The organism is Saccharomonospora sp. CUA-673 (assembly GCF_001942305.1).
GTDB lineage: Bacteria > Actinomycetota > Actinomycetes > Mycobacteriales > Pseudonocardiaceae > Prauserella.
Genome location: NZ_MKKE01000084.1, coordinates 17606 through 41366 on the forward strand (window position 1 = coordinate 17606; position 23761 = coordinate 41366).

Below are 23761 nucleotides of genomic sequence, written 5' to 3' on the forward strand. Positions count from 1 at the left end.
ATGGCACAGCGGGACGAGGCGAACCGGGTGGCATCGGGCGCGCATCAAGCGGGCCGCAATCCCGAGATCACCAAGGAGATGCGGGCCAACGCGCGGGCGAACCCCAACAGCTGGCTGTACGTGATCGACGAGGCGTTCGACCCCGCCGGCCGCGTGCCGTCGTGGGCGGTCGTGGGCGCCTACCCGGTCAACAACGACGGCGAGATCGTCGAGGACTTCCATCCGAACGACCGGTACCGCCCGTCGCCGCAGGCGCTGGGCTATCCGGAGCCGGCGTCGGATCTCGAGCGGTTGCTGCAGCTGGTCCACACCAAGCATCGTCCGGCGGAGGACCTGCCGCCGGTGATCCTCGATTCGACACTGTTCTTCTACGCGCTCTCGCCGGTGCAGCGCACGGTGATCGGTTTCCACAACACCGACGGCCGGGTGCTGGTACCCGCGTACACGCAGAAGTCGCTGGTTCCGCGCGAGTGGCCGCACGCCCGCGCGGTGCTGGGTCGGGACGTGGTGGATCTGCTGGGCGATCATCCGCTGGCGATCAATCCGCACGACCTCGTGACGGCCGTCGTGCCCGCACATCATCTTCGGCACGCCCTCGCGCAGGAGCAGTAGCACCGCTCCGCAAGGACGGCTCACTCGAACGAATTACGTCGCCACTCGGCAGACTCGAATAAATGCTACAAATCGGACGCCCACTCGCACTGCGAGTGCGTCCGTTGCGCTGGGCGACAACATTCGAGTTGTCCATCACCCACTCGTAGCGGAGTTTTCATGCCAACTAGTGACAAAGTTCGTGAGCGCCGATAACAATCAACGCGCGGACGGCTACCTGCAAGTAAGTCGACCGCCAAGCGAGGGCACATAAATTTCTGAAGGGGACCCCCCGTATGTCAACCAAGCGAAGAATCCGGCGTGGACTGAGATCGCTCGTCGTCGCCGGCTCGATCGGCGCGCTCCTGCTCGGCGCGCTCTCCCCCGCGGGTGCGGCACCGAACCCGCTGAGCGACGTGACCGACTCGGTCGACGCGTTCGAGATCGGGAACCATTCCATGGGTTCGCAGATCGCCCGGGTCGAGGGCGAACTGTCGTCCGCGGTGACGAAGGCGCGCGCGATGCTGCCGCAGGGCGTCACCGCCGACGGCACGCGCGCTCAGGCCACGGTGCAGGGCATCGACGTCGCCAGCTGGCAGGGCAATGTCAACTGGCGGCACTGGTGGAACCAGGGCAAGCGGTTCGCCTACGTCAAGGCGACCGAGGCGACCAGCTACAAGAATCCGTACTTCACGCAGCAGTACAACGGCTCCTACAACGTCGGCATGATCCGCGGTGCGTATCACTTCGCGGTGCCGAACTCCTCGTCCGGTCGGGCGCAGGCGAACTACTTCGTCAACAACGGCGGCGGCTGGTCCGCCGACGGCAAGACGCTGCCGGGCGCACTCGACATGGAATACAACCCGTACGGTGACAACGCGTGCTACGGGCTCTCCAAGGCGCAAATGGCGTCGTGGATTCGCGACTTCCACGACACGTATCACAGTCGCACGGGCCGGCACCCGGTCATTTACACGTCGACGAGCTGGTGGAACATGTGCGTCGGCACGGCGCAATCGTTCGGCAGCACGGTGCCGCTGTGGGTCGCGCGGTACTCGGATTCGGTGGGGGCGCTGCCCAACGGCTGGAATTACCACACATTCTGGCAGTACACGTCGAGCCCGTTGGACCAGAACTCGTTCAACGGTTCCTACGACCGGCTCCGGGTGCTCGCCAGGGGCTGAGGCCACCTCGCCACGGTCGTCCCGGCGCGCGCAGACACCTGCCGCGCGCCGGGACGCCACTCGGCAGGGGCACGTTTCGCGCGGCACCACCGCGACCGTGCCAGACTCGCGCGCGGCACACACAGTCGGCGAGGGGGCAGGCCGTGACGTATCCACAGCACCCGGGCCAGCACGGCCAGCAGCCGTACGGGGCGCAGTACACCGATCCGTTCCAGAACCCGGGCGCAGGCATCGGCGGGCCGTCCCGCGGGCCGAGGAACCGGACCCTGCTCATCACGGTGGTGACGGTGGTCGCCGCGGGGGCGTTGACGCTCGGCCTGCTGTGGATCCTGGGCGTCTTTGACGACGAGGGCGACGGCGGTGAGCAGAGCATCATCGGGTCGACGCCGGAAACGTCCGCGCCCGCGACCGCCGAGACCGACAGCGGCGGAGCCGACGGCGGCGACGGCGGCGAGGACGTGGAGGTCGACCCGGACCACCGCCGGATGATCGACGACTTCGTCGCGGCGCTCAACAACGGGGACGCCGAGGCGGCACGCTCGGCGATGTGCACGGAGGGTTTCCACGACGACCGGATCGACGGGGCGATCGACCGCGGCGTCCAACTCGAGGTGGACTACTCCACGTACGAGGAGTCGGTGAGCGGCGGCGGGCTCGTGCTGGCGACCGACCGCACCGCCGCCGGCGAGGGCGTCCCGGTGAGCCTGACGGCCACCGACGACGACGCGGGCGGCGTGTGCATGAGCTGGGTCAGCGGCCTCTGACCGACCCGGGCACCGTTCGCTCGGGACTCGGAGATCCCGTCCGTGCCACCGATTCCCGGAACCGATCCGGACAAACGCCCCGACATGACATAGTGGCCTTCGACGAAGTAGGGGGTCATCGTGACGTATCCGCAGCAACCGGGGCGGCCGGGTTGGCACGGCCACCAGGCCTACCCGGGCCAGGGCCAGCAGGGTTGGCAGGGCCACCAGGCACATCCCGGCCAGGGCCACCAACCGCAGCCGGGCCCCGGGCAGGCCCAGCCGGCACCGGGGAACCAGCCCGACCCGCGGCAGATACGTCCGACGCACCAGCAGCCGTACGGCGCTCAGTACACGGACCCGTTCCAGAACCCGGGCGCCACGATCGGCGGCGTGGACAGCGGTCCGGCGAGGCGCCCCGGCCGCACGTTCGCGGTCATCGTGGTGGCACTGGGTCTGCTCGCCTGGTTCCTGGCCGACGACCGCGACGACTCCGATGCCGACGCCGGGTCCACAACGGACACGACCGCTGAGACCACGACCCCGCCGGCGAACCACGAACCGCCGACCGGCGAGCCCGACGACCCGCAGTCGCTGGGCGAGCATTTCGCCTACGCCGTGAACACCGGCGACCGGGACGCGGCCTACGAACTCGCCTGCCCGCTGGGGGAACCCAGGGTCGTGCGCGATATGGACCGAGTGCTCGACGCCGAACTGACGCTGGAGATCAGCGATGCGGGGGACTCGGGCAGTGTCGAGCTCACCCTGCCGGAAGCCGATGAGGGCTACACCTCCAGCGTCAGCCTCCTCACCAGTCTCAACGATCCGGGCGGCAGGGACGCCTGCATCGTCTCCGTCATGGCCTTCAGCGGCGAGTTCGGCGAGCTCGCCGAGCCCCGGGACGGGATCGAGCCGAATCCCGCGCAACGCCAGGCGATCGACGAGTCCGTCGGCCACGTCAACGCCGGTCGCTCGGCGGAGGTGACCGGGCTGCTGTGCCCGTCGGCCGAGAACGAGCGCCGCGTCGGCGAACTGATCGACTCCGGCGCCGATCTCGAGGTCGACTACGCGTCCTACGAGGAGTGGGCAACCCGGCCCGGCGGCACGGCGGAGCTCACCGACCACAACGCGGCCCCCGGGAGGGTCGGCCCGCTTCGCGTCTGGGTCTCCGGCCAGGACGAGGGCGACCTGTGCGTCCGCCTCTCGACCCCCTGACATATCCCTGGTCACAAGCCTGTTCCGGCTACGCCTCCGCAACGAAATCGGTGAACCCTGAGCCGGTCAAAAACGACATATGGCATAGTGACGCGGTCACCGACACTGGGGGTCATCGTGACGTATCCGCCGCAACCGGGGCAGCCGGATTGGCAGGCACAGCAGGGGAACCAGCCACCGAGTCCTTACGGGCAGTACCCGGGCCAGTACGGCGGGCAGGGATTCCCGGGCCAGGAGTTTCCCGGACAGGGATTCCAGGGGCAGGGCTATCCGGGCGACCCGGGCCAGCCGCCCTACGGCGGGCCGGACGGGCAGCCGCCGAAGAAGAAGACGGGCCTGATCGTCGGGGCGGCCGCCGGCGCCGTGGTGGTGCTGTTCGGCGTGTTCGCGCTGCTCGCCTGGGTCACGCCCGGGTTCCTGCTCGACGACGATGACGAGAGCAGCGCAGCCGGTTCCGATCCCACGCCGCCGCAACCGCCCCAGTCGCAGGTGGTCCCCGACCCGAACGCGTCGCGGGTTGTTCCGGACGACATCGAGGACGATCTGGATGATCGCGGCGACAGCGGTACGGGTGCCGAGAACGCCGACGCGGTCGCCATGGCCGAGGACTTCACGTCGGCGATCAACTCGGGCGACCGCGACGGGGCCACGGGGCTCGCATGTTCCCGCATGGAGGACAGCGTCGCGGACAACGTGGACCGGATGGTCGACGCCGATGCGCAGCTGGAGATCGATAGCACGACCGACACCACTTACGTCGTGTCCGCCAGGCTCTCCGGCAGCGCGAACGGCCAGGACGGCACGGCTCTTCTGATGTTGCGGTACGAGACCGGCGACGACGCCTGGTGCGTCTACTCCGCCCACGCCATGGGACTCGGGTACCACGGACGATGACGCATCCACCACACCGGGCCGGCCGGGTCAACGGTGACGCAACCGCCGCGGTTGTCACCTGCGGTACCAGCGGTTGTCGCTCGTGTGGGCGGTACTCTGGCCGGTGGAACCCGTCGCCTGGTTACGACTCCTGAAGGCTTCGCGACGGTTCCCGGCCACGCGACGGAGGAGACTCCATGCACGACGACACTGCGCATATCGGGCGCCGTCTGCGCGAGATTCGTTCATGGCGACAGTTGAGCGTGCGCGCCGCCGCGGAACTGTCCGGCATCTCCTACAGTTACCTTGCGAAGCTCGAACGCGGCGACAAGGCGATCAACTCCCGCCGCGTGCTGGAGTCACTGGCGAATACCTTGCGGGTCGCTCCGTCCGAGATCACCGGAGCGCTCAACGAGCCGGTGGACGCGACATCCGACGAGCTGCACGCCTCCATCCCGGACGTGGTCGACGCGCTGACCGGCTGGCAGGTCGACGAGGTGCCGGACACGCCGATCCGTCCGTGGCCGGAGATCCACGCCGACTGTGAACGACTCACCAAGGTTCTTCGTCCGGCCGCCGACCTGGCAGGGCAGGCGCGCCTGCTGCCCGGTCTGATCCGGGAGCTGCTCGCCGCCGCAAACGACCCGGCCACCGAGCGCGGGGCCCTCACGGGGCTGGTCGGTGCCTACAAGAGCGCCGCCTACCTGGCCCACGACATCGGCGTGTCCGGGCTGCCCACGCTGGCCGTGGAGCGCATGCGGCAAGTTGCCGAGCGCATGGACGATCCGGTGTGGACCACCTACGCCGGCTACCAGCGCGCCCAGCTTCTCAGCGGCAGCAACCGCCGCCGACAGTACGAACTCGCCGTCGGTATCGCCGACGAACCGGGCGCGCGTATCGAGACCCGCGGCATGGCCCACCTGACGGCCGCGCTGTCGCGGGCTGCTCAGGGTGACGACGACACTGCCCAGACCCACCTCTCCGAGGCCGCGGCGTTGGCCGAGCAGCTCGACGCCGACGTGTCCCCGTGGCAGCAGACCAACTTCGGCCGTACCAACGTCGGTATCTGGCGTACCTCCATCGCCGTCGAACTGGGACAGGGCGGCAAGGTCGACGAGATCGCGTCCACCCTGAGACCGGTGGGTGTGTCGAAGAGCCGCCAGGCCGCGTTCTGGATGGACTACGGCCGTGGCCTGCTCGCCGAGCCGCGCAACCGCGCCCGCGGCGTCGCTGCCCTGCTCAAGGCGGAGGAACTCGCCCCGCAGAAGGTGCGTACCAACGTGTTCGTGCGTGAGGCCGTGGCCGACCACCTGCGACGTGCCCGCCGCGACGCAGGCGGCCGCGACCTGCGCGGCCTGGCCTGGCGCATGGGAGTTGCTCCCAACGGGTGATGCGACCCGGTGTGTCCCGGAAGGACACATCTCGCCACGGCGGGTGCATAACGTCCCCGGCATGTGGATGCAGCACGCCGACGGCTCTTTCGTCACGATCGGTACCGACGGGTGGCCGATCGAGGCGGACCCGGACGCGCCCGATCTCGACACCGTGCCGGGATGGCGGCCGGTCGTCGGCGGCGTGCGGCACATCGGCGGCGCCATGTACGCACCGGTGCCGGGAACGACGGCCGAGATGCTGTGCGGAATGTTGGTGACCGTGCCGCGGTGGCGTCGCCGTGAGCATCCGGCGGTGTTCGACTGCCACGCCTGCTGGGCGACATGGCTCGGTCTGCCGTGATCCACCGCGACCGCGAACTGCTGCGCAACATCGCGCGCATGAACCGACAGCTCGGCATCGTCTCGGCCGACCTGATCGACGAAAACGGCGACGTAGCACCGATCCGGCTACGCAGACTGGCCGACGAGCTCCGCGAGATCGCCGCCGTACTCGCGGCGGCAGCGGCCGAACGCGAGCGCTGCGTCTGACTCACGCACTCGACATGGTTGGGGGACATCGATGTCGGTCGAACAGCTCGCCGCGGCGATCGGTTGCGCACTCGGTCAACTCGCCGCCGCGCGCAGTGCGATTGCGCAGGCATCGCAGACGATGGTCGAGGCGCGTGAAACCTACGCCTACTGCGTCGACGGAACGCGCGACCCGGATGCCGGACAAGCACCGGCCGCCGCATCCGAGGCGGTCGAACAGACCGACGCGCAGCACGGTCGGCTCACGCAGATCGAGCACATGCTGCGCGGCTACCTCGAGCAACTCGGCGCGACCACGGCGCCGGCCCCGGGCGCCAGCCCTGCCAGAGATGCGGCGCCGGCCGGGAACGGTCCGCCGGTCGCAGCTGCGTCGCCACAGGAGCAGGTCGAGCGAGCGCGTGCGCAGTTGCCGCCGCGCGTCGGCAGTGATTCGGTTCGCCGCAAGACGCACGGGCGGTGGTGGTCGAGCAGTGGTGGCGAGCCGGCGGCGCTCACCAGCGGACGCGACGAGGCCGCGCGCCGTGTCGATGAGAGGTTCGCGCAGATGGACGCGCCCTGGCCGATCGCGGCAAGCGCCGACGTCGAGATGAAACTCGCCCAGTACATGGCTGACAACAACATCACCGAGGCGACCGTCGTCATCAATAACCGGCCATGCCAGGGCGCGTTGTCGTGTGACAACCTCTTGTCGGTGCTGCTGCCGACCGGCTCATCGCTGACGGTGTACGGCACCGAGCCCGACGGCACGCCGTTCAAGCAGACCTACCGTGGAGGAAGGAAACCGCCGTGGCAGTAACCGCCTGGTACGACGTCAACGGTCCGGCGACCGTGACCACGACCGCCGAACTCGACGCGGTGCTCGACACGGTCGCCGCGTGGAACGGCGCGAACCTGATCGAGCTCTCCGATACCGACGACCCCTGGCGCACGCCGATGATGAACGTCGGACTCGACGCCGAGCGCGGGGTCGGTGTTCTTGTTTTCCTGTCGCCACAGGGCAATTACGTGTCCTCGAACGGCAGCGAGGACGAGACGCCGCAGTACTTCTACCAAGATCACGAGCGCGAGTTCCCGGCCGGCGTCGAGGTCCCGATCGCCGATGCGCGGCGCGCAGCGCGAGAGTACGTCGAGACACGCGCACGCCCCGCCTGCGTGCAGTGGCAGCCCTACACTCACTGAACGCCGATGCGGACTCTTGAGGCGTGGTACGAGCACGACGGCCCGACCACCGTCACGACAACCGCCGAACTCGACGCGGTTCTCGACACCCTCGGCACCTGGCAGGGTCGCAACATGGTGCAGCTCGTCGACTCCGCTGACCCGTTGCGCTCCGGATTTCTCGACCTCGGCATCGATGCGTGCGCGGCGTCGGTGTCGCGCTCTACAGCGACAACCAGGCCGCATACTGGACGACCAACGGCGGCAGCGCCGTCGCGGACGAACCGCCGCTGTACTACTACATGGGCAGCGACACCGAGTTCCCGGTCGACGCCGAGGTCCCGCTCGCCGACATCCGCCGGGCTGCTCACGAGTTCATGAGCAACGGCACGCGCCCCACGTGCGTGCAGTGGGCCCGAGACGCACGGTCGTCCTCGTGACCGTCACCGCCTGATACGAACTGGACCCACTCCGCGTACTTGGTCCATCAGCGGGCAATTGATGCCCCACCGGTCTGTACCGGGAGGTTCAGGCGGCGGTCGCGGCGGTGATCGTCGCGGCGAGTTCACGGACGCGCCGGTGTGCGTCGGCCATGGATTCCTCGTGTTTCGGGAGGAGGTCGGCCAATTCCGGATTGTGCGTGGCCATGATGAGTTCGGGTACCACCGTGTGGACCTCGAGTCCGAGCAGTTCCTCCCTCCCGAGGACCGCTTCGGTGGTGGGCACGACATAGTCCAGACCATGGTGGGGCGTGCCCGGTCCGTAGCCGCCGCCTCGCGCCGAGATCAGGACCGCCGGGCGTCCGGCCGTCGGCGACGGGCGGACGGTGCGACCGAAGACGATGATCTGGTCGAGCCAGGCCTTGAAGACCGACGGCATCGACAGGTTGTACATCGGCACCGTGAACAAGTAGGCGTCGGCGCCGACGAACTCGTCGATGAGCTCGTCCTGGAGCGCGGCCGCAGCGGCCTGTTCCTCGGAGTGGTCCGCGGGGTCGGCCTCGCGGGCGGTGACGCCCGCGGCGGTGATGTGCGGAACCGGAGCGGCAGCCAGGTCACGGTGGACGACGTCCCCGTCCCAGCCCGCGAGGAAACTCCGCGCGACACGTCGCGACACCGACGCCTCGCCGAGCGAGGAGGAATCGACATGAAGCAGGTACGACATACGGGTGTCCTTATCTCGACAGATGTGGCCATACTGGTGATGCGGTTACATACCGACAGGGAGGTAATGCGGTGGCGACAGCGCGAACGGTCAGCGGCCCGTGTCAGTCGTGGCCGGAGGACCACGCCTTCATCCGGGAAGTGCTCGATCGCATCGGTGACAAGTGGACGGTGCTCGTCATCAGCACCCTGAGTGCCGGATCGCTGCGCTACTCCGACCTGCAGGCGAGCATCCCGGGAATCTCGCAGCGGATGCTGACCCAAACGCTCAAGCTGCTCGAACGCGACGGGCTCGTCACCCGCACCGCCTACGCCGAAATCCCGCCACGGGTGGAGTACGACCTGACCGACCTCGGCCGGTCACTCCTGGACGCCGTCACAGCGATGGCCGAGTGGGCGGTCGCCCACCACGAGGAGATCGCCGGCAACCGGGCCTCCGCCGAGACCACCGGTGTGGGCCGCGCGAAAACGGCCACCACCCGGGCCCGCTGACGACGCGCGACTCGGTGCCTGTACTCGCTGTTCCACCATTCGCCATCCACCTCACTATCAGTGCGTAACACCATCATGCGTGCGTCGAGGCAGGCGTACAAAAGGCACTTTGACGTGCGTGAGCCCCAGGGCGGACAACGGCGCCCTCCGTTGGGAAGAGCCGGCGAACCGGGCACGTGGCATAGTGTCTCGGTCGTCGCTACGAGGGGGCACCGTGACGTATCCACCGCAGCCGGGACAGCCACCGGGACAGTCGGGCTGGCAGGGCCAGGGCTACCCGCAGGGTCAGGGCTACCCGGCCGGAGCCGGTTACCCGGCAGGGCAGGGATATCCGGGCGGGCCCGGCCACCCGCCGCACGGCATGCACCCCGGCGGACAGCCGCCGAAGAGCAAGACGGGCCTGATCGTCGGTCTGTCGCTCGGCGGTGTCGCGCTCCTGGTCGGCGGGTTCGCGATCCTCGCCTGGGTCGCGCCCGGTTTCCTGCTCGACGACGAGGACAACAACGCCGACGGCGCCAACCCCGGCCCGACCGCCGAGGACACCCGCGAAGCCCCACCGAGTTACCCGGCCGACCCGGAAGAAGGCGCTCAGCGGTTCGTCGAGGCGATCAACTCCGGCGACGCCGACGCGGCCAGCACGGTCGCCTGCGAGATATATGCCGAGTCGTCGGCCGAGACGGCCCAGGAACTGATCGATGCCGGCGCACAGCTCGAGATCGAGTCGAGCGAGCGATCCGACGACGGCTACGTCACCTTCCTGTACCACGGCACGGACGAGAGCGGGAACATCGGGCGCTCGCACTTTTTCCGGCAGGACGACGACACCGGCGGATGGTGCGCCGTCTCGATGTACGTCGCGACCCGACTCGACGGCTGAGGCGATGACGCATCCACAGGGTTCGTTCCCGTCCGCGTCCGGCAACCGGACCTGGCCGCTGGTGTTGCTCGTCGGCGGCGGACTGTTGTTCGTCGCCAGCATCTTCGTGTTCACGGCATGGGTCGCACCGGGTTTCCTGGTCGCCGACGACGAGACCGAGGATGGCGAGGGCGCCCACGCGCTGGCGACGCGGATCATGACCGCGTTCGCCGACCAGGACAAGGCCGAACTCCGCTCCGTCGCGTGCGCCGACGCCGACCCCGCCGTCGCCGACGCCATCCAGCAGGCACCCGGCGTCACCGCCGCACACGTCACCGGCCAGGCCACCGAACAAGGCGGCATCGTCACGATCGGCGGGCGGATCTCCGCGGGCAACGACGACATCGACCTCCGGCTCGTCCTCGACACCGTCGGCGACGCGTGGTGCTGGCGCTCCGTCGAGGTCCCCGGCCTCGAACTGCATCCCCCGCGCTGATCAACGCCCCGCGGCAAACTCCGGGCCTCACTCGATGTCGGCCAGATGTCGGACCTGTCCGGAACCGTTCGAGGTATCCCGCACCAGCCATCAGGGGTGACATGGCACAGTAGGGCCCCTGTGAGAGATTTGTGAGCTCTGGGGGAAGGGACCTCATGACGTATCCACCGCAGCCCGGCGGACCGGGCGGACCCTACGGACAGCAGCCCGGCGGACAGCCGCCCTACGGCGGCCAGCCTGGAGGCCCGGGCCCTCAGGGATACCCGCAGCAGCCCGGCCAGCCGCCGATGGGCGGACCACCGTCCGGGGGCTTCCCCCAGCAGGGATACCCGCAGCAGCCGGGCGGATTCCCGCCGTACGGCCACCCGCAACAGGGCGGCTACCCCGGCCAGACCGGACCGTACGGCCAGCCGCCGAAGAAGAAGACCGGTCTGATCATCGGCCTCGCCGGCGGCGGTGTCGCCCTGGTCGCGGTGGTCGTCATCCTGATCGTTGTCTTCGCCGGCGGCAACGACCCGAGGAGCGTCGCCGAGGACTTCGCGAGCGGCGTGACCAACCAGGATGCCGACGCGGTCAGGGGCTCCTTCTGCGACGTGTCCGACTTCGACGACAGCGAGTTCACCGACCTCGACAGCCCGCCGCCCGACGCCCCCGCCGACTTCAAGGCCGAGGTCCGCGTAACCGGCGATGCCAATGAGACCTCCGGCGAAGCGATCGTGCCGATCTCGATGTCCGTCAGCGGCGGGGGAATGTCCCAGGAACTCACGGGCGAGCTCGTCCTCAAGGACAATGACGGCTGGTGCATCGACGACTTCCGGGCGGATACGCCCGAAGTGCCTGATACACCTGATATGCCGTCCGTGCCCGACATGCCGGACGGCTACCCGTCCGTTCCGGACCTGCCTGATTACGAGTCCGAGTACGGCGGATACTGAGCGGCGACATCACGGCGCACGAACGCCGACCGCACAGTCGAGGGGCGACGCATGACCTACCCACCACAGCCGGGCCAGCCTGATCCGTGGGGCCAACAGCCGGGCCAGCAGCCGAACCCGTACGGCCAGCAGCCCGGCGGCTACCCCGGACAGGGCGGATATCCCGGGCAGGGCGGGTATCCGCAGTCCGGTGGCTTCCCGCAGCAGGGATATCCGCAGCAGGCACCCGGTCAGCCGGGATACCCGCAGCAGGGTGGGTTTCCCGGGCAGCCGTACCCGCAACAGGGGTACGGCCAGCCCGGGCCCGGCGGTTTCCCCGAACCGCCGAAGAAGAGCAAGACGCCCCTCATCGCGGGCATCGCGGTGGCGGTCGTAGCCGTCGCCGCGCTGCTCGTGACCGGCTTCTGGGCGCCCGGCTTCTTCCTCGGCGACGACAAGGAGTCCTCCGCCGAGGGCAACGCCAACGGTGGTCAGCAGGATGGTCAGGACGACGGCCAGGGCGGTGCCGACGAGGGCGGCGACACCGGTGACGAGGGCGGCCTCGGCGGCGGTGCCGACGACGGCCCGGAAGCCGCGGCACAGCAGTACGTCGACGGCCTCAACGACCTGGACGTCCCGACCATGGCCGAAGTCGTGTGCGACGGAGCGACCGGCGTGGCACCCGAGGAAACCGAGATCCCGGCCAGTCTCTCGTTCGAGGCCGAGCTGACCGACGTGCAAGAGACCTCCGCCGGAGAGGCCACCGCCCGGGTGGACAGCACGGTGACCACCCAGGGCCAGACCGCCGACCTGGGGCTCGAGATGACTCTCGAAGACCAGAACGGGTGGTGCATCTCGAACATCACCCCGGTGACGGAGCCAGGGCAGAGCCCGTCTCCTGGATTCTGACGCACACACGACGAACGGGCCGCGAAGCAGTGCTTCGCCGGCCCGTTTCTCGTGTCAGGGCAGCATTTTCAGGCGAACAGTGCCGGGAGGGTGCCCTCCCACGCCGCGCGGAGTTCGTCGAGACCGAACGTCGCGACGTCCTGGATCTCCAGCTCGCCCGACTGCTCGTCGGCGACACCGCACTTGCGCCACGGCAGTCCGCGCGCGCTGCACATCTCGGTGAACCGCAGTTCCTCGCTGCGCGGCACGGCCACGACCGCGCGGCCCGCGGACTCGGAGAACAGCTGCACGAACGGGTCGCGTCCGGGTCGAGCAACAGCCGCGCGCCGCACTGGCCGATCAGCGCCATCTCGACGACCGCCTGCACCAGACCGCCGTCGGACAGGTCGTGCGCCGCGGAGATCATGCCGTCGCGCGAACCGGCGACGAGGATCTCGGCCAGCAGCCGCTCCCGTTCCAGGTCCACCTCCGGCGGCATCCCGCCGAGGTGACCGTGCACGACGTGCGCCCACGCCGAACCGCCGAACTCGTCCCGCGTGTCCCCGAGCAGCAGCAGCGACTCGCCGGGCTCGTCGCCGATGCCCGTGGGGATCCGCCGCCGCACGTCGTCGATCACGCCGAGCACGCCGACCACCGGCGTCGGCAGGATCGCCGTGTCACCGGTCTGGTTGTAGAAGCTGACGTTGCCGCCCGTGACAGGCACGCCCAGTTCGGCGCAGCCGTCCGCGAGGCCGTGCACCGCGCGCTCGAACTGCCACATCACGCCCGGGTCCTCGGGGGAACCGAAGTTGAGGCAGTTCGTCACGGCCAGCGGCTGCGCGCCGCCCGCCGCGACGTTGCGGTACGCCTCGGCCAACGCCAGCTGCGTGCCGCGGTACGGGTCGAGGTAGACGTAGCGGCTGTTGCAGTCGGTCGACACGGCGACACCGCGCGATGTCGACTCGTCGACGCGGATCATGCCCGAGTCCGCAGGCTGGGCGAGTACCGTGTTGCCGCGCACGTAGCGGTCGTACTGCTGGGTGACCCACTCGCGCGAGGCCAGGTCCGGCGAGGACACCAGCTTCAGCACCGTCTCCCGCAGCTCATCCGGAGTGGACGGACGCGGCAACGAGTCCGGAGTGGACGCCTGAACCTCGTCCTGCTTCGTCGGGCGGGCATACGGGCGGTCGTACACCGGGCCCTGGTGGGCGACGGTGCGCGGCGGCACGTCGACCACCGTCTCGCCCTGCCAGCCGATGACGAGGTTGTCCCCGTCGGTGACCTCACCGATCTCGGTGGCGATGACGTCCCACTTGCGGCAGATCTCCATGAAAGCGTCCACATCGGACGGTGCGACGACCGCGCACATCCGTTCCTGCGACTCGCTGGAGAGGATCTCGGCGGCCGTCATTCCCGTGGCGCGCAACGGAACCCGGTCGAGGTCGACGTACATGCCGCCGTCACCGGCCGCAGCCAGCTCGGACGTCGCGCACGACAGGCCCGCGCCGCCGAGGTCCTGGATTCCGACGACCACCTTCTCGGCGAACAGTTCGAGGCAGCACTCGATGAGCACCTTCTCGGTGAACGGGTCGCCTACTTGCACGCTCGGCAGCTTTTTGCGGCCGCCCGCGCTCTCCTCGCCGTCGAACGTCGCACTCGCGAGCACGGACACACCGCCGATGCCGTCGAGGCCGGTCCGCGCACCGAACAGGATGATCTTGTTGCCCGCGCCGGAGGCGTGCGCGAGGTGCAGGTCCTCGGCGCGCATCGAACCGACGCACATGGCGTTGACGAGCGGGTTTCCGGCATAGGTCTTGTCGAAGACGACCTCGCCGCCGACGTTCGGCAGGCCGAGGCAGTTGCCGTAACCGGCGACACCGGCCACCACGCCGGGCAGCACCCGGCGCGTGTCCTCGGCATCGGCGGGGCCGAACCGCAGCGGGTCGCGACCGCGAGCGGGCGCGCGCCCATCGCGAGGATGTCGCGGACGATGCCGCCGACACCCGTGGCCGCACCCTGGTACGGCTCCACATAGGACGGATGATTGTGGCTCTCGACCTTGAACGTCACGGCCCAGCCGTCGCCGACATCGACGACGCCCGCGTTCTCGCCGATGCCCGCGAGCATCTTCTCGCGCATCTCGGGGGTCGTGGTCTCGCCGAAGTAGCGCAGGTGCGCCTTCGACGACTTGTACGAGCAGTGCTCGCTCCACATCACCGAGTACATCGCCAACTCGGCCTCGGTGGGCCTGCGGCCGAGGATCTCGCGGATGCGCTCGTACTCGTCGTCGGCGAGACCGAGCTCGGCATACGGCTGCGGGACGTCCGGCGTCTCCGCGGCGTGGGCGGTGGTGTCGGTCAGAGTCGTATCGGCCTGTGTGCCGGCGGCGACATCCGAGGACATGGAGGCTCCTTTCAGGCCGCGACGGTGCTCAGCGCGTCGAGCGCGGAGTAGAACATGCCGAGGCCGTCGTCGGACGGGCCGGTGAGCGCGTCGATGGCGTGTTCCGGGTGCGGCATGAGGCCGACGACGCGGCCGTTCTCGCTCGCGATACCCGCGATGTCACCGCGCGATCCGTTCGGGTTCTCGCCCACGTAACGGAACACGACGCGGCCGTCACCCTCGAGGCGGTCCAGTGTGGACTGTTCGGCCATGTAGCTGCCCTCGCCGGACTTCAGCGGGACCAGCACCTCGGCGCCCGAGTCGTAGCGCGTGCTCCACGCCGTGGTGTTGTTCTCGACGCGCAGCCACTGGTCGCGACAGACGAAGTGCAGCTTGTCGTTGCGCACCAGCGCGCCCGGCAGCAGACCGGCCTCGCACAGGATCTGGAAGCCGTTGCAGATGCCGAGCACCGGCATGCCCTTGCCCGCGGCGTCGATGACCGACGTCATCACGGGTGCGAAGCGGGCGATCGCACCGCAGCGCAGGTAGTCGCCGTACGAGAAGCCGCCGGGAACGACGACCGCGTCGACGCCGTGCAGATCGGCATCGCCGTGCCACAGCGACACGGCCTCGGCGCCGGAGTAGCGCACCGCGCGGGCGGCGTCGACGTCGTCGAGCGTGCCGGGGAAGGTGATGACCCCGATCCTGGCGGTCACTGGTCCACCCGCCGGATCGTCCAGTCCTCGATCACGGGGTTGGCGAGGAAGCCCTCGGCGATCTTGGCGAGCGTGTCGTCGTCGACGGAATCGTCGACCTCGAGCTCGAAGTGCTTGCCCTGACGGACCTCGGTGACCCCGTCGAAACCGAGTCGGGGAAGGGCGCCGGCGACCGCCTGGCCCTGAGGGTCGAGGATTTCGGGCTTCGGCATGACGTCGACGACTACTCGGGCCACGACAGGCTGCTCCTTGCGTTGAAGAACGTTTCCGCAGGTCGGATGCCCGTTCAGCGTAACCCAGCCCGGCCGGCGCGCGGCCCGCGGGGCCGAGAGACCCCCGACGCCCCTCGGCCCCGCATGATCAGCACGGGCTTCTACGTCGGGAGACGCGTAGGTATCGCGCCGGTTGCGTCGCACTTGTCGGACTCACCGGTATGGAGGACAACGACCGTATCCCCGTGACGCACCGTGTCCACCGGATGTACTCCCGAGGGCCCTTTGGTCGCGTTGAACGCGACCATGGGGCCCTCGGGAGCACCACGTCAGCGTTTGCCGTGGAGTTTCGCGATGAGTTTGCCGACGATCGCCTCGGTGCGCTTGGAGCGGGCGAACGAGGTGAGCGCGATGGGTGCGGTGAAGCGTTGCCGGGCGATGGACTTCGGCCGCGCGAACTCGCGCAACCCCTCCGGTCCGTGGATGCGGCCGAACCCGGACTCCCCGCTGCCGCCGAACGGCAGGGACGCGATGCCCGCGAACGACAGCGGCGCGTTGATCGCCGTCTGCCCGGTGCGCAGGCGCCGCGCGAGTTCCATGCCCCGCGACTTGGAGAACACGGTCGATCCGAGTCCGTAGGGCGAGTCGTTGGCCTTCTCGATCGCCTCGTCCATGTCGGCGACCTTGGCGATCGTCACCGTCGGGCCGAACGTCTCCTCCCGCACGGCCGAGCAGTCCTCGGGCACGTCGACGAGCACCGTGGGCCGTACGAACCGCTCGCCGACGGCGCCGTTGCCGCCGACGAGCGCCCTGCCGCCGCGCGCGAGGGCGTCGTCGATGTGCTTGCGCACGACGTCCACCTGCGACGGCATGGTCATCGGCCCGTAGTGCTCGCCCGCCTCGACCTTCCGGGCCTTGTCCACGACCTTGTCGACGAACGCGTCGTACACCCGCTCGTGCACGTAGACGCGTTCGACGCCGGCGCACGTCTGACCGGCGTTGGAGAACGCACCCCACACGGTGGCGTCGGCGGCGGCCTCGAGGTCGGCGTCGGCGTCGACGAGCAGCGGGTCCTTGCCGCCGGCTTCGATGACGACGGGCGTCAACGTCTCGGCCGCACTCGCCATCACCTTCTTGCCGGTGGCGGCGCTGCCGGTGAACGCGATCTTGTCGACGCCCGCCGTCGTCAGCGCCGCACCTGTCGCGCCGAACCCGGTGACCAGCTGCAACACGGGGTGCTCGGGCACGGCCTCGGCGAACGCGTCGGCGAGCCACCGGCCGACACCAGGCGTGTACTCGCTGGGCTTGAACACGACGGCGTTGCCCGCGGCGAGGGCATAACTGATCGAGCCGAGCGGCGTGTACACCGGGTAGTTCCACGGTCCGATGACGCCGACGACGCCGAGCGGGTGGTACTCCACCGACGCGACCTGGTTGGCGAGCAGCATCCCCGGCGCGCGGCGCTGCGGGCCGAGCTCCTTGCGCGCGTGCTTGGCGGCCCAGGCCAGGTGCTCGATCGCGAGGACCAGCTCGAGCTGCGCGTCGCCCGCGGGCTTCCCGGTCTCCGCGGTGATCACCCGGCACAGCTCGGGCATGCGCCGGGCGAGCGCGGCGCGCCACCGGGCCAGTCGTTCGGCCCTGCCGGCGAAGCCGAGCGACGCCCACCAGTCGGCCGCGTCGCGGGCCGCCGCGACGGCCGCCTCGACCTGGTCGGCGGTGTGCACCGGGTGGGTCCCGACCACCGCACCGGTTGCCGGGTCGACCGATTCGAACGTCTCGCCAGTGAGCGTGGTCATGGCCCCGAGGCTACGACGTCCCCACCACTACTGGCAACGTGCCAATTAGCTGCTCCCGAGGCCTTGGTCGCACTCAACGCGACTATTGTTCCCCTCGCTGCGGCGCGCCCGCGAAGGGAAGATTAGTCGCGTTCAACGCGACTATGGGGCCTCGGGAGCATTAAGGTGGCGGGATGCGGGTCACTCACTTCGGCCACTCGTGTGTGTTGCTCGAGACGGAGCGGGCGCGGATCCTCGTCGATCCGGGGGCGTTCTCGACGGGGTTCGAGACGCTGACCGACGTCGACGCCGTGCTGATCACGCACCAGCACTTCGACCACATCGACACCGAGAAGCTGCCCGCGCTGCTCGCGGCCAACCCGCGCGCCCGGTTGATCACCGACCCGGGCTCGCACGACACGGTCGCCAAGCTCGACCTCGCGTCGCACACCGCGCACCCGGGCGAGGTGCTGGACATCGCGGGCACGCCCGTGCACGTCGTCGGCGGGCAGCACGCCACGATCCACCGGGACGTGCCGGTGATCCCCAACGTCGGTTACCTCGTCGACCACGGCGCGTTCTACCACCCCGGCGACGCGTTCTTCGTGCCCGAGCAGGAGGTCGACGTGCTCGGTCTGCCCACGGGCGCGCCCTGGTTGAAGGCGGGTGAGGCCGTCGACTACCTGCGCGCGGTCGCGCCGCGCCTGGCGGTGCCGATCCACGAGGCCGTGCTGGCCAACCCGGCCATGCACTACGGCCTGTTCACCAACCTCGCGCCGGACGGCACGGAGGTCAGGGTGTTGCCGCGAGGCCGGCAGTCGACCGTCTGACCCGCTGTTCCGGCACCCGCGGTGCCACTCCGGTGTCGGCGCCCGCGAACGAGGCGTAGGTCCGGGGCCGTGCGCCGCCGTCGATCGCCGCCTCGACCGCGTCGATCACCGCCCTGCGCGTTCCGGGGTCGGTCAGATCCGCGGCCTCCACGGCGAGCCGCACCAGCCCGCCGCGCCGCACCGACCTGGTCGTCGACAGCACCGCGGTGCGGCAGCGCATCGCGGAGACGTGCTGGCTCCCGCCGAACGTCTGCACCCTGCCGCGCACGACCACACCCGACCGCAGATCGCGCACGGCGCCCTCGTCGGCGCACACCGCGAACCCGTGCCGGGCCAGTGCCTCGCGGCCCTCGCGGGTGATGCGCCAGTGCGGCGGGGCGAACACGTCGGTGCGCAGGCCCTCGGCGTCCAGGGCGGCCGTCGCGGCGATCAGCCGCAGACCCGCCTCGTGCCGGCGCAGCGACGCGAACTCCGCGCGCACCCGCCCGTCGTAACCGTGCAGCACCACCGCATCACCGGCCGCGCCGGCCGCAGCATCACGAGAACCGGCTACTCGGGTGCGCACCCACTCGGCGACGCGGCGGGATCCGTCCGCGGCGCTCGGCGTGAACAGGATCGACAGCGGCACGTCACGCGCGTCGAGTTCCCGGGCGAGGTCCGCGCACCGCTCGAGCGTGCGGACGTTCACCCCGGACAGGGAGACCAGCAGTGAGGGTTCCACGCCTCCCATGGGGCCAGCCGCGGATGACCGTCCTGCGGCATCGAGGTGAGGGCGCGGTGAAACACGGCCGACAAACGCCCTCGCTCACCTGTTTCAGGACAACTCGGACGCCTTCTCGCGGTCGGAGTCGGGGTCCGGGTCGTCCTCACCGGCCAGTTCGTTGACCCGCTTCTCCTCGCGCATCGCCCGCACCGCGGAGATCATCGCGTACACGAGGAAGCCGATGAGGCCGACGTACGAGGCGATGATCAGCGGCCGCGGCATGCCGACCAGTTCGAGCACCATCCACGCGTTGGCCAGCAGGATCAGGCTGCCCGCGGCGGTGCCCAGCACGCGCGGCGGCAGGCGGTGCGCCATCCACGCGCCGAACGGGGCGCCGAGGATGCCGCCGATCATCAGGCCGAGCACCACGAGCCAGTTCATGCCCTCGTGCTTGAGCGCGATGACGAACGCGACGCACGCCGCGGTGGCGACGACGATCTCGGACGCGCTGACCGAGCCGACGACCTTGCGCGGTTCGAGCCGGCCCGACGACAGCAGGGTCGTCGTGGCGACCGGGCCCCAGCCGCCACCGCCGCTGGCGTCCATGAACCCGGCCACCAGGCCGAGCGGGGCGAGCATCTTCGCCCCGGGACGCTTCTCGGTGATCAGCTTGCCCGCCTTGAGGAACGCGAACCGGATGAGCACGTACAGGCCCAGCAGGAACAGGAACGACGTGATCCACACGCGCGCGACGTTGGTGGCCATGGCCACGAGCGCGAACGCGCCGAGCACGGCGCCGATGGCACCCGGCACGGCCAGGATGCCCACGGTGCGCCAGTCGACGTTGCGGAACTTCCAGTGCGCCGCACCGGAGGCGATGGCCGTGCCGACCTGCGCGAAGTGCACCGCTGCCGAGGCGACGGCCGGCGCGGTTCCCACGGCGATCAGCACCGTCGTGGAGATCATGCCGTAGCCCATGCCGAGGGCGCCGGCAATCACTTGGGCGATGAACCCGGCGATGCCGAAGAGCAGGAGCGCAATCATGGGCGGACCTCAGACGGGGTTGGCAGTCGGTGGGCGGCGGAACGGCTAGAGGATCGGTGCGGGTTCGTACGTGGCCGCGTCGGGGAACCGCTTGACGACCTCGGTGACGCGGCCGGCGACCGCGTCCACCTGGGCGCCGGCGGTGCCGGTGAACGAGAGCCGGTCGGCGATCAGCTCGGCGAGGGTGTCGCGGTCGAGCGGGAGGCGGTCGTCGGCGGCGAGGCGGTCGAGCAGGTCGTTCTCGGCCTGGCCCTCCCGCAGCGCGAGCGCCACGGCGACGGCGTTCTCCTTGATCGCCTCGTGCGCGGTCTCGCGGCCGACGCCGGCGCGCACGGCGGCCATGAGCACCTTCGTCGTCGCCAGGAACGGCAGGTAGCGGTTCAGCTCACGGTCGACGACCGCGGGGAACGCGCCGAACTCGCGCAGCACGGTCAGCATCGTCTCGAGCAGGCCGTCGAGCGCGAAGAACGCATCCGGCAGCGCGACCCGGCGCACCACCGAGTCGGACACGTCGCCCTCGTTCCACTGGTCACCGGCCAGCTCGCCGAGCATCGACAGGTGGCCGCGCAGCACGACGGCGAGGCCGTTGACGCGCTCGCAGGAGCGGGTGTTCATCTTGTGCGGCATCGCCGACGAGCCGACCTGACCGGGCTGGAAGCCCTCGGTGACCAGCTCGTTGCCGGCCATCAGGCGGATCGTCGTGGCCAGGTTCGACGGCGCCGCGGCGACCTGCACGAGCGCGGACACGACGTCGAAGTCCAGCGACCGCGGGTACACCTGGCCGACGCTGTCGAGGACCCGCTCGAACCCGAGGTGCCCGGCGACGCGTGTCTCCAGCTCGGCGAGCTTGTCGGCGCCGCCGACGAGGTCGAGCATGTCCTGCGCCGTGCCGACCGGGCCCTTGATGCCGCGCAGCGGGTAGCGCGCGACCAGCTCGTCGAGACGCTCGAACGCGACGAGCAGTTCGTCGGCGGCCGTGGCGAACCGCTTGCCCAGCGTCGTGGCCTGCGCGGCGACGTTGTGCGACCGGCCGGCCAGGACCAGCTCGGAGTGCTCGGTGGCCAGTTCCGCAAGCCGCGCCAGCACCGCGACCGTCCGGCCGCGCAGCAGCTCGAGCGACCGGCGGACCTGCAGCTGCTCGACGTTCTCGGTGAGGTCGCGCGAGGTCATGCCCTTGTGGACGTGCTCGTGGCCGGCGAGGGCGTTGAACTCCTCGATGCGGGCCTTCACGTCGTGCCGCGTGACACGCTCGCGGGCGGCGATCGAGGCGAGGTCGACGTCGGGCAGCACCCGCTCGTAGTCGGCGACGACGCCGCCGGGCACCTCGACGCCCAGCTCGCCCTGCGCCTTCAGCACGGCCAGCCACAACTCGCGCTCGAGTCGCACCTTCTGCTCGGGCGACCAGAGTGCGACGAGCTCGGGCGAGGCGTAGCGGCCTGCGAGCACGTTCGGGATGCGGGGCTTGTCGGTCACTAGGCCAGGCTAACGGGAGGCCCAGGTCACACCCGAGTCACGTCGCACGTCACACGCGTAGCTCACAGCAGGTCGTCGGTGCCGCGGCGCTCGTCCGGGTCGCCGCCGGAGCTGCCGAGGCTCTCGTCGTAGTCGTCGCCGAGGTCGACCGGCAGGGAGCTCGCGAGCGTCTCACGGAGCATGCGGGCGGCGACGCCGCGCGGGTCGGGGTCCACGGCGATGAACGCGTTGACCACGGCGCCGTCGACGACGGCGATCATCTGCTCGATCCGCCGCGCGTCGGTCTCGATACCGGATTTGACGAAGATCTCGGCGAGCAGTTCGCGCAGCTCACCGGACAGGGTGCGCATCAGCGGCCGCAGATACGGACGCCGTCCCGTGGCGACGAGCCGTTCGTAGCGCAGCAGCACCGCGTCGTGCGCCGGGTCCTCGCCCAGCAACTGGTCGAGCACCAGCTCGACGACGGTGTCCAGACCACGGTGCTCGGTCGACAGGGCGTCCAGCCGCGCGCGCCCCTTCGCGAGCTCGCCGCGGCCGTGGTGCTCGGTGGCGGCCGCGACCAGGTCGTCGAGGGAGTCGAAGTAGTACGTCGTCGACGCGAGCGGCAACCCGGCGCGTTCGGCGACGGCACGGTGCCGGACCGCGTCGAACCCGCCTTCGGCCAACAGCTCGGCCGCGGCCGTGACCAACGCGTGGCGGCGGCGCTCACCCTTCGGCGTACTGGCGGACGTCATGCCCGAAAAGTCTGCCACTCCGTTGTCGAGGTCGTGTGCAGGTCCAGTCACAACCCGGGTGCGATCCGGTCGGCCAGCCGGTCGACGTCGGGACCCTCGACGGCCATGCGGGTCAGCGGCTCGTTCACCACCATCAGCGTCCCGCCGCCCGCGGTGCCGCGCTCGGCCGTCTGCACGTTGCCGGACGGCGCCGCGACCGACACGCCCGCCGGGGCGTGCACCGCGGTCAGGGCCGAACCGTCGACGCGGAACGCCACCGACGTCCCGCCGTCGGGGCAGTACTCGCCGGGCGAGGCCTCCCCGGCGTCGACCGAGAGCTCGCCGGCGAGGGCGGCGGCGAGCTCTCGGTCGACCTCTCCGCACCCGTAGGTGCGTTCCCCGGTGCCCTCGCCGCCCTGCTTCGGCTCGGACTCCGGGAGTACCTGGGGCTCGGGTGCCGTCGTCGGCTCGACGGGCGGCTCGACGCTCTCGGATTGACGTTCCGGTGTGTCGGCCGGTTGCGCGGTGCGCGGCTCGATCGCACCGTCGGATGACGGTGCGCGCTCGGCCACCGGGGGCATCCGGTCCGGATCGTCCGATCCGCCCAGAACGGCGCCCGTCGCCAGGCCGCCGCCGACGAGCAGCACGACCGCCGCGGCGACCCCGCCCGCAGCCATGCGCCTGCGCGCGGTGACCTTCCGCGACGCCGCGGCCACGTCGTCGGAGTCGAACGACGACGGAGGCGGCTCGCCCGGCGCGGAACGGAACAACTCCGACAGCTGCCGTTCATCCATGCGCGTCCACCTCCGTACCGAGCGCCTTACGCAGCGCCGCCAGCCCGCGTGCGGTCTGACTCTTGACGTTGCCCTCGCTGCAACCGAGGACGCCGGCCACGCCGCTGACGTCCAGACCATCGAAATACCGCAGGACGAGCACGGCACGCTGCCTCGGCGGCACCTGCTTCAGCCCTGCCAACAAGTCCTCCCTCGTGGCCACGCTGTCGCCCAGCGTGTCCTGCGGCCCCGATGCCGCCGGTTCCGGCAGGTCCGAACCATCCTCGGTCTGCCGTTCCCGCCGCCACGGGCGACGCGACTCGTCGATCGCCGCCCGCACCAGCGTCTTGCGCACGTAGGCGTCGAGGGCCTCCCTGTCACGCACCTTCCGCCAGCGCCGGTGCAGCGCGACGAAAGCCGTCTGTGCCAGGTCGTCCGCACGATGCCAGTCTCCACAGAGCATGTACGCCGTTCTGCGCACGGAGTCTCGTTTCGCGGCGAAGTACGCCGCGAACTCCTGCTCCTCGCGGGGGTCCACGCGGTAGATCTCCGGTCGGTCTCAGTTGTTCGTGCCCTAGACGGCACCGGACGGGTCCACGGTTGCACGTCTCGGGAAGTTTTTCGCCCCCGGATCGACGAACCCTG

27 protein-coding genes and 2 pseudogenes are annotated in these 23761 nt (G+C 70.1%); 18 read left to right on the forward strand and 11 right to left on the reverse strand.

Features of this window, described 5'->3' with window-relative positions; translation table 11 throughout:
- The 12 genes and pseudogenes from BJF85_RS24675 (at position 1) to BJF85_RS29295 (ending at position 8126) form a co-directional block, all read left to right on the forward strand.
- Positions 1 to 612, forward strand: a complete 612-nt coding sequence (locus BJF85_RS24675; protein ID WP_075850331.1) for a type VII secretion system-associated protein — start codon at positions 1 to 3, stop codon at positions 610 to 612.
- Positions 613 to 887: 275 nt separating this feature from the next.
- Positions 888 to 1775 carry a lysozyme gene (locus BJF85_RS24680; protein WP_075850332.1) on the forward strand — a complete coding sequence of 296 codons (888 nt, stop codon included), beginning with the start codon at positions 888 to 890 and terminating at the stop codon, positions 1773 to 1775.
- 143 nt (positions 1776 to 1918) lie between these two features.
- On the forward strand, positions 1919 to 2539 hold the full coding sequence (locus BJF85_RS24685) for a hypothetical protein (RefSeq protein ID WP_075850333.1): 621 nt from the start codon (positions 1919 to 1921) through the stop codon (positions 2537 to 2539).
- Positions 2540 to 2659: 120 nt separating this feature from the next.
- The gene (locus BJF85_RS24690) at positions 2660 to 3733 is read left to right on the forward strand and encodes a hypothetical protein (RefSeq protein ID WP_075850334.1); all 1074 of its coding nucleotides are present in this window, start codon (positions 2660 to 2662) and stop codon (positions 3731 to 3733) included.
- Positions 3734 to 3850: 117 nt separating this feature from the next.
- Positions 3851 to 4627 carry a hypothetical protein gene (locus BJF85_RS24695; protein ID WP_222844673.1) on the forward strand — a complete coding sequence of 259 codons (777 nt, stop codon included), beginning with the start codon at positions 3851 to 3853 and terminating at the stop codon, positions 4625 to 4627.
- 176 nt (positions 4628 to 4803) lie between these two features.
- The gene (locus tag BJF85_RS24700; protein ID WP_075850336.1) at positions 4804 to 5997 is read left to right on the forward strand and encodes a helix-turn-helix domain-containing protein; all 1194 of its coding nucleotides are present in this window, start codon (positions 4804 to 4806) and stop codon (positions 5995 to 5997) included.
- A 61-nt stretch (positions 5998 to 6058) separates the two neighbouring features.
- Positions 6059 to 6340, forward strand: a complete 282-nt coding sequence (locus BJF85_RS24705) for a hypothetical protein (protein WP_075850337.1) — start codon at positions 6059 to 6061, stop codon at positions 6338 to 6340.
- A complete protein-coding gene (locus BJF85_RS24710) occupies positions 6322 to 6528 on the forward strand; it encodes a hypothetical protein (protein WP_139320850.1) in 207 nt (68 codons plus the stop codon). The genes BJF85_RS24705 and BJF85_RS24710 overlap by 19 nt, the downstream gene beginning before the upstream one ends.
- A 31-nt stretch (positions 6529 to 6559) precedes the next feature.
- Positions 6560 to 7324, forward strand: a complete 765-nt coding sequence (locus BJF85_RS24715) for a DddA-like double-stranded DNA deaminase toxin (RefSeq protein ID WP_075850339.1) — start codon at positions 6560 to 6562, stop codon at positions 7322 to 7324.
- Positions 7315 to 7707 carry an Imm1 family immunity protein gene (locus tag BJF85_RS24720; RefSeq protein WP_075850340.1) on the forward strand — a complete coding sequence of 131 codons (393 nt, stop codon included), beginning with the start codon at positions 7315 to 7317 and terminating at the stop codon, positions 7705 to 7707. The genes BJF85_RS24715 and BJF85_RS24720 overlap by 10 nt, the downstream gene beginning before the upstream one ends.
- Before the next feature lie 6 nt (positions 7708 to 7713).
- Positions 7714 to 7827: pseudogene (locus tag BJF85_RS31780) on the forward strand (hypothetical protein); the annotation flags it as partial.
- Between the two features lie 59 nt (positions 7828 to 7886).
- Positions 7887 to 8126, forward strand: a complete 240-nt coding sequence (locus tag BJF85_RS29295) for an Imm1 family immunity protein (RefSeq protein WP_075850341.1) — start codon at positions 7887 to 7889, stop codon at positions 8124 to 8126.
- An 88-nt stretch (positions 8127 to 8214) separates the two neighbouring features.
- Here the strand turns inward: BJF85_RS29295 and BJF85_RS24730 are convergent, their stop codons facing one another.
- Positions 8215 to 8850 carry an FMN-dependent NADH-azoreductase gene (locus BJF85_RS24730; protein WP_075850342.1) on the reverse strand — a complete coding sequence of 212 codons (636 nt, stop codon included), beginning with the start codon at positions 8848 to 8850 and terminating at the stop codon, positions 8215 to 8217.
- A 71-nt stretch (positions 8851 to 8921) separates the two neighbouring features.
- Between BJF85_RS24730 and BJF85_RS24735 the strand changes: the two genes are divergently transcribed.
- From BJF85_RS24735 to BJF85_RS27790, 5 genes are all read left to right on the forward strand, one after another.
- Complete coding sequence (locus BJF85_RS24735; protein WP_075850343.1) at positions 8922 to 9341, forward strand: helix-turn-helix domain-containing protein; 420 nt, start codon at positions 8922 to 8924, stop codon at positions 9339 to 9341.
- 214 nt (positions 9342 to 9555) lie between these two features.
- Positions 9556 to 10218: a hypothetical protein gene (locus tag BJF85_RS24740; RefSeq protein WP_139320852.1), complete on the forward strand. Its 663-nt coding sequence runs from the start codon at positions 9556 to 9558 to the stop codon at positions 10216 to 10218.
- A gap of 4 nt (positions 10219 to 10222) precedes the next feature.
- Positions 10223 to 10693: a hypothetical protein gene (locus BJF85_RS24745; protein WP_075850345.1), complete on the forward strand. Its 471-nt coding sequence runs from the start codon at positions 10223 to 10225 to the stop codon at positions 10691 to 10693.
- Positions 10694 to 10848: 155 nt separating this feature from the next.
- Positions 10849 to 11628 carry a hypothetical protein gene (locus tag BJF85_RS28575; protein ID WP_187346967.1) on the forward strand — a complete coding sequence of 260 codons (780 nt, stop codon included), beginning with the start codon at positions 10849 to 10851 and terminating at the stop codon, positions 11626 to 11628.
- Positions 11629 to 11679: 51 nt separating this feature from the next.
- Positions 11680 to 12516, forward strand: a complete 837-nt coding sequence (locus BJF85_RS27790) for a hypothetical protein (protein WP_075850347.1) — start codon at positions 11680 to 11682, stop codon at positions 12514 to 12516.
- 68 nt (positions 12517 to 12584) lie between these two features.
- Here BJF85_RS27790 and purL read toward each other — a convergent pair.
- The 4 genes and pseudogenes from purL to BJF85_RS24775 form a co-directional block, all read right to left on the reverse strand.
- Positions 12585 to 14898: pseudogene (purL, locus tag BJF85_RS24760) on the reverse strand (phosphoribosylformylglycinamidine synthase subunit PurL).
- 11 nt (positions 14899 to 14909) lie between these two features.
- Positions 14910 to 15593, reverse strand: a complete 684-nt coding sequence (gene purQ, locus BJF85_RS24765; RefSeq protein WP_075850348.1) for a phosphoribosylformylglycinamidine synthase subunit PurQ — start codon at positions 15591 to 15593, stop codon at positions 14910 to 14912.
- Positions 15590 to 15829: a phosphoribosylformylglycinamidine synthase subunit PurS gene (gene purS / locus BJF85_RS24770; RefSeq protein WP_075850349.1), complete on the reverse strand. Its 240-nt coding sequence runs from the start codon at positions 15827 to 15829 to the stop codon at positions 15590 to 15592. The genes purQ and purS overlap by 4 nt, the downstream gene beginning before the upstream one ends.
- A gap of 305 nt (positions 15830 to 16134) precedes the next feature.
- The gene (locus BJF85_RS24775; protein ID WP_075850350.1) at positions 16135 to 17601 is read right to left on the reverse strand and encodes an aldehyde dehydrogenase family protein; all 1467 of its coding nucleotides are present in this window, start codon (positions 17599 to 17601) and stop codon (positions 16135 to 16137) included.
- 173 nt (positions 17602 to 17774) lie between these two features.
- Here BJF85_RS24775 and BJF85_RS24780 point away from each other — a divergent pair, with 173 nt between their 5' ends.
- On the forward strand, positions 17775 to 18410 hold the full coding sequence (locus BJF85_RS24780; protein WP_075850351.1) for an MBL fold metallo-hydrolase: 636 nt from the start codon (positions 17775 to 17777) through the stop codon (positions 18408 to 18410).
- Here BJF85_RS24780 and BJF85_RS24785 read toward each other — a convergent pair.
- The 6 genes from BJF85_RS24785 to BJF85_RS24810 all read right to left on the reverse strand — a co-directional run bounded on the left by BJF85_RS24785 (position 18373) and on the right by BJF85_RS24810 (position 23654).
- The gene (locus BJF85_RS24785) at positions 18373 to 19140 is read right to left on the reverse strand and encodes a DUF2334 domain-containing protein (protein WP_075850352.1); all 768 of its coding nucleotides are present in this window, start codon (positions 19138 to 19140) and stop codon (positions 18373 to 18375) included. The two genes, BJF85_RS24780 and BJF85_RS24785, sit on opposite strands and share 38 nt — an antisense overlap.
- 84 nt (positions 19141 to 19224) lie before the next feature.
- Positions 19225 to 20157: a sulfite exporter TauE/SafE family protein gene (locus tag BJF85_RS24790; protein WP_075850353.1), complete on the reverse strand. Its 933-nt coding sequence runs from the start codon at positions 20155 to 20157 to the stop codon at positions 19225 to 19227.
- Between the two features lie 45 nt (positions 20158 to 20202).
- Complete coding sequence (purB, locus tag BJF85_RS24795; protein ID WP_075850354.1) at positions 20203 to 21630, reverse strand: adenylosuccinate lyase; 1428 nt, start codon at positions 21628 to 21630, stop codon at positions 20203 to 20205.
- 62 nt (positions 21631 to 21692) lie between these two features.
- On the reverse strand, positions 21693 to 22364 hold the full coding sequence (locus BJF85_RS24800; protein ID WP_083666686.1) for a TetR family transcriptional regulator: 672 nt from the start codon (positions 22362 to 22364) through the stop codon (positions 21693 to 21695).
- A 47-nt stretch (positions 22365 to 22411) separates the two neighbouring features.
- Positions 22412 to 23137, reverse strand: a complete 726-nt coding sequence (locus BJF85_RS24805; protein WP_075850355.1) for a hypothetical protein — start codon at positions 23135 to 23137, stop codon at positions 22412 to 22414.
- Positions 23130 to 23654 carry a SigE family RNA polymerase sigma factor gene (locus BJF85_RS24810; protein WP_075850356.1) on the reverse strand — a complete coding sequence of 175 codons (525 nt, stop codon included), beginning with the start codon at positions 23652 to 23654 and terminating at the stop codon, positions 23130 to 23132. Before BJF85_RS24810 ends, BJF85_RS24805 begins: the two co-directional genes overlap by 8 nt.
- Positions 23655 to 23761: the final 107 nt, after the last annotated feature.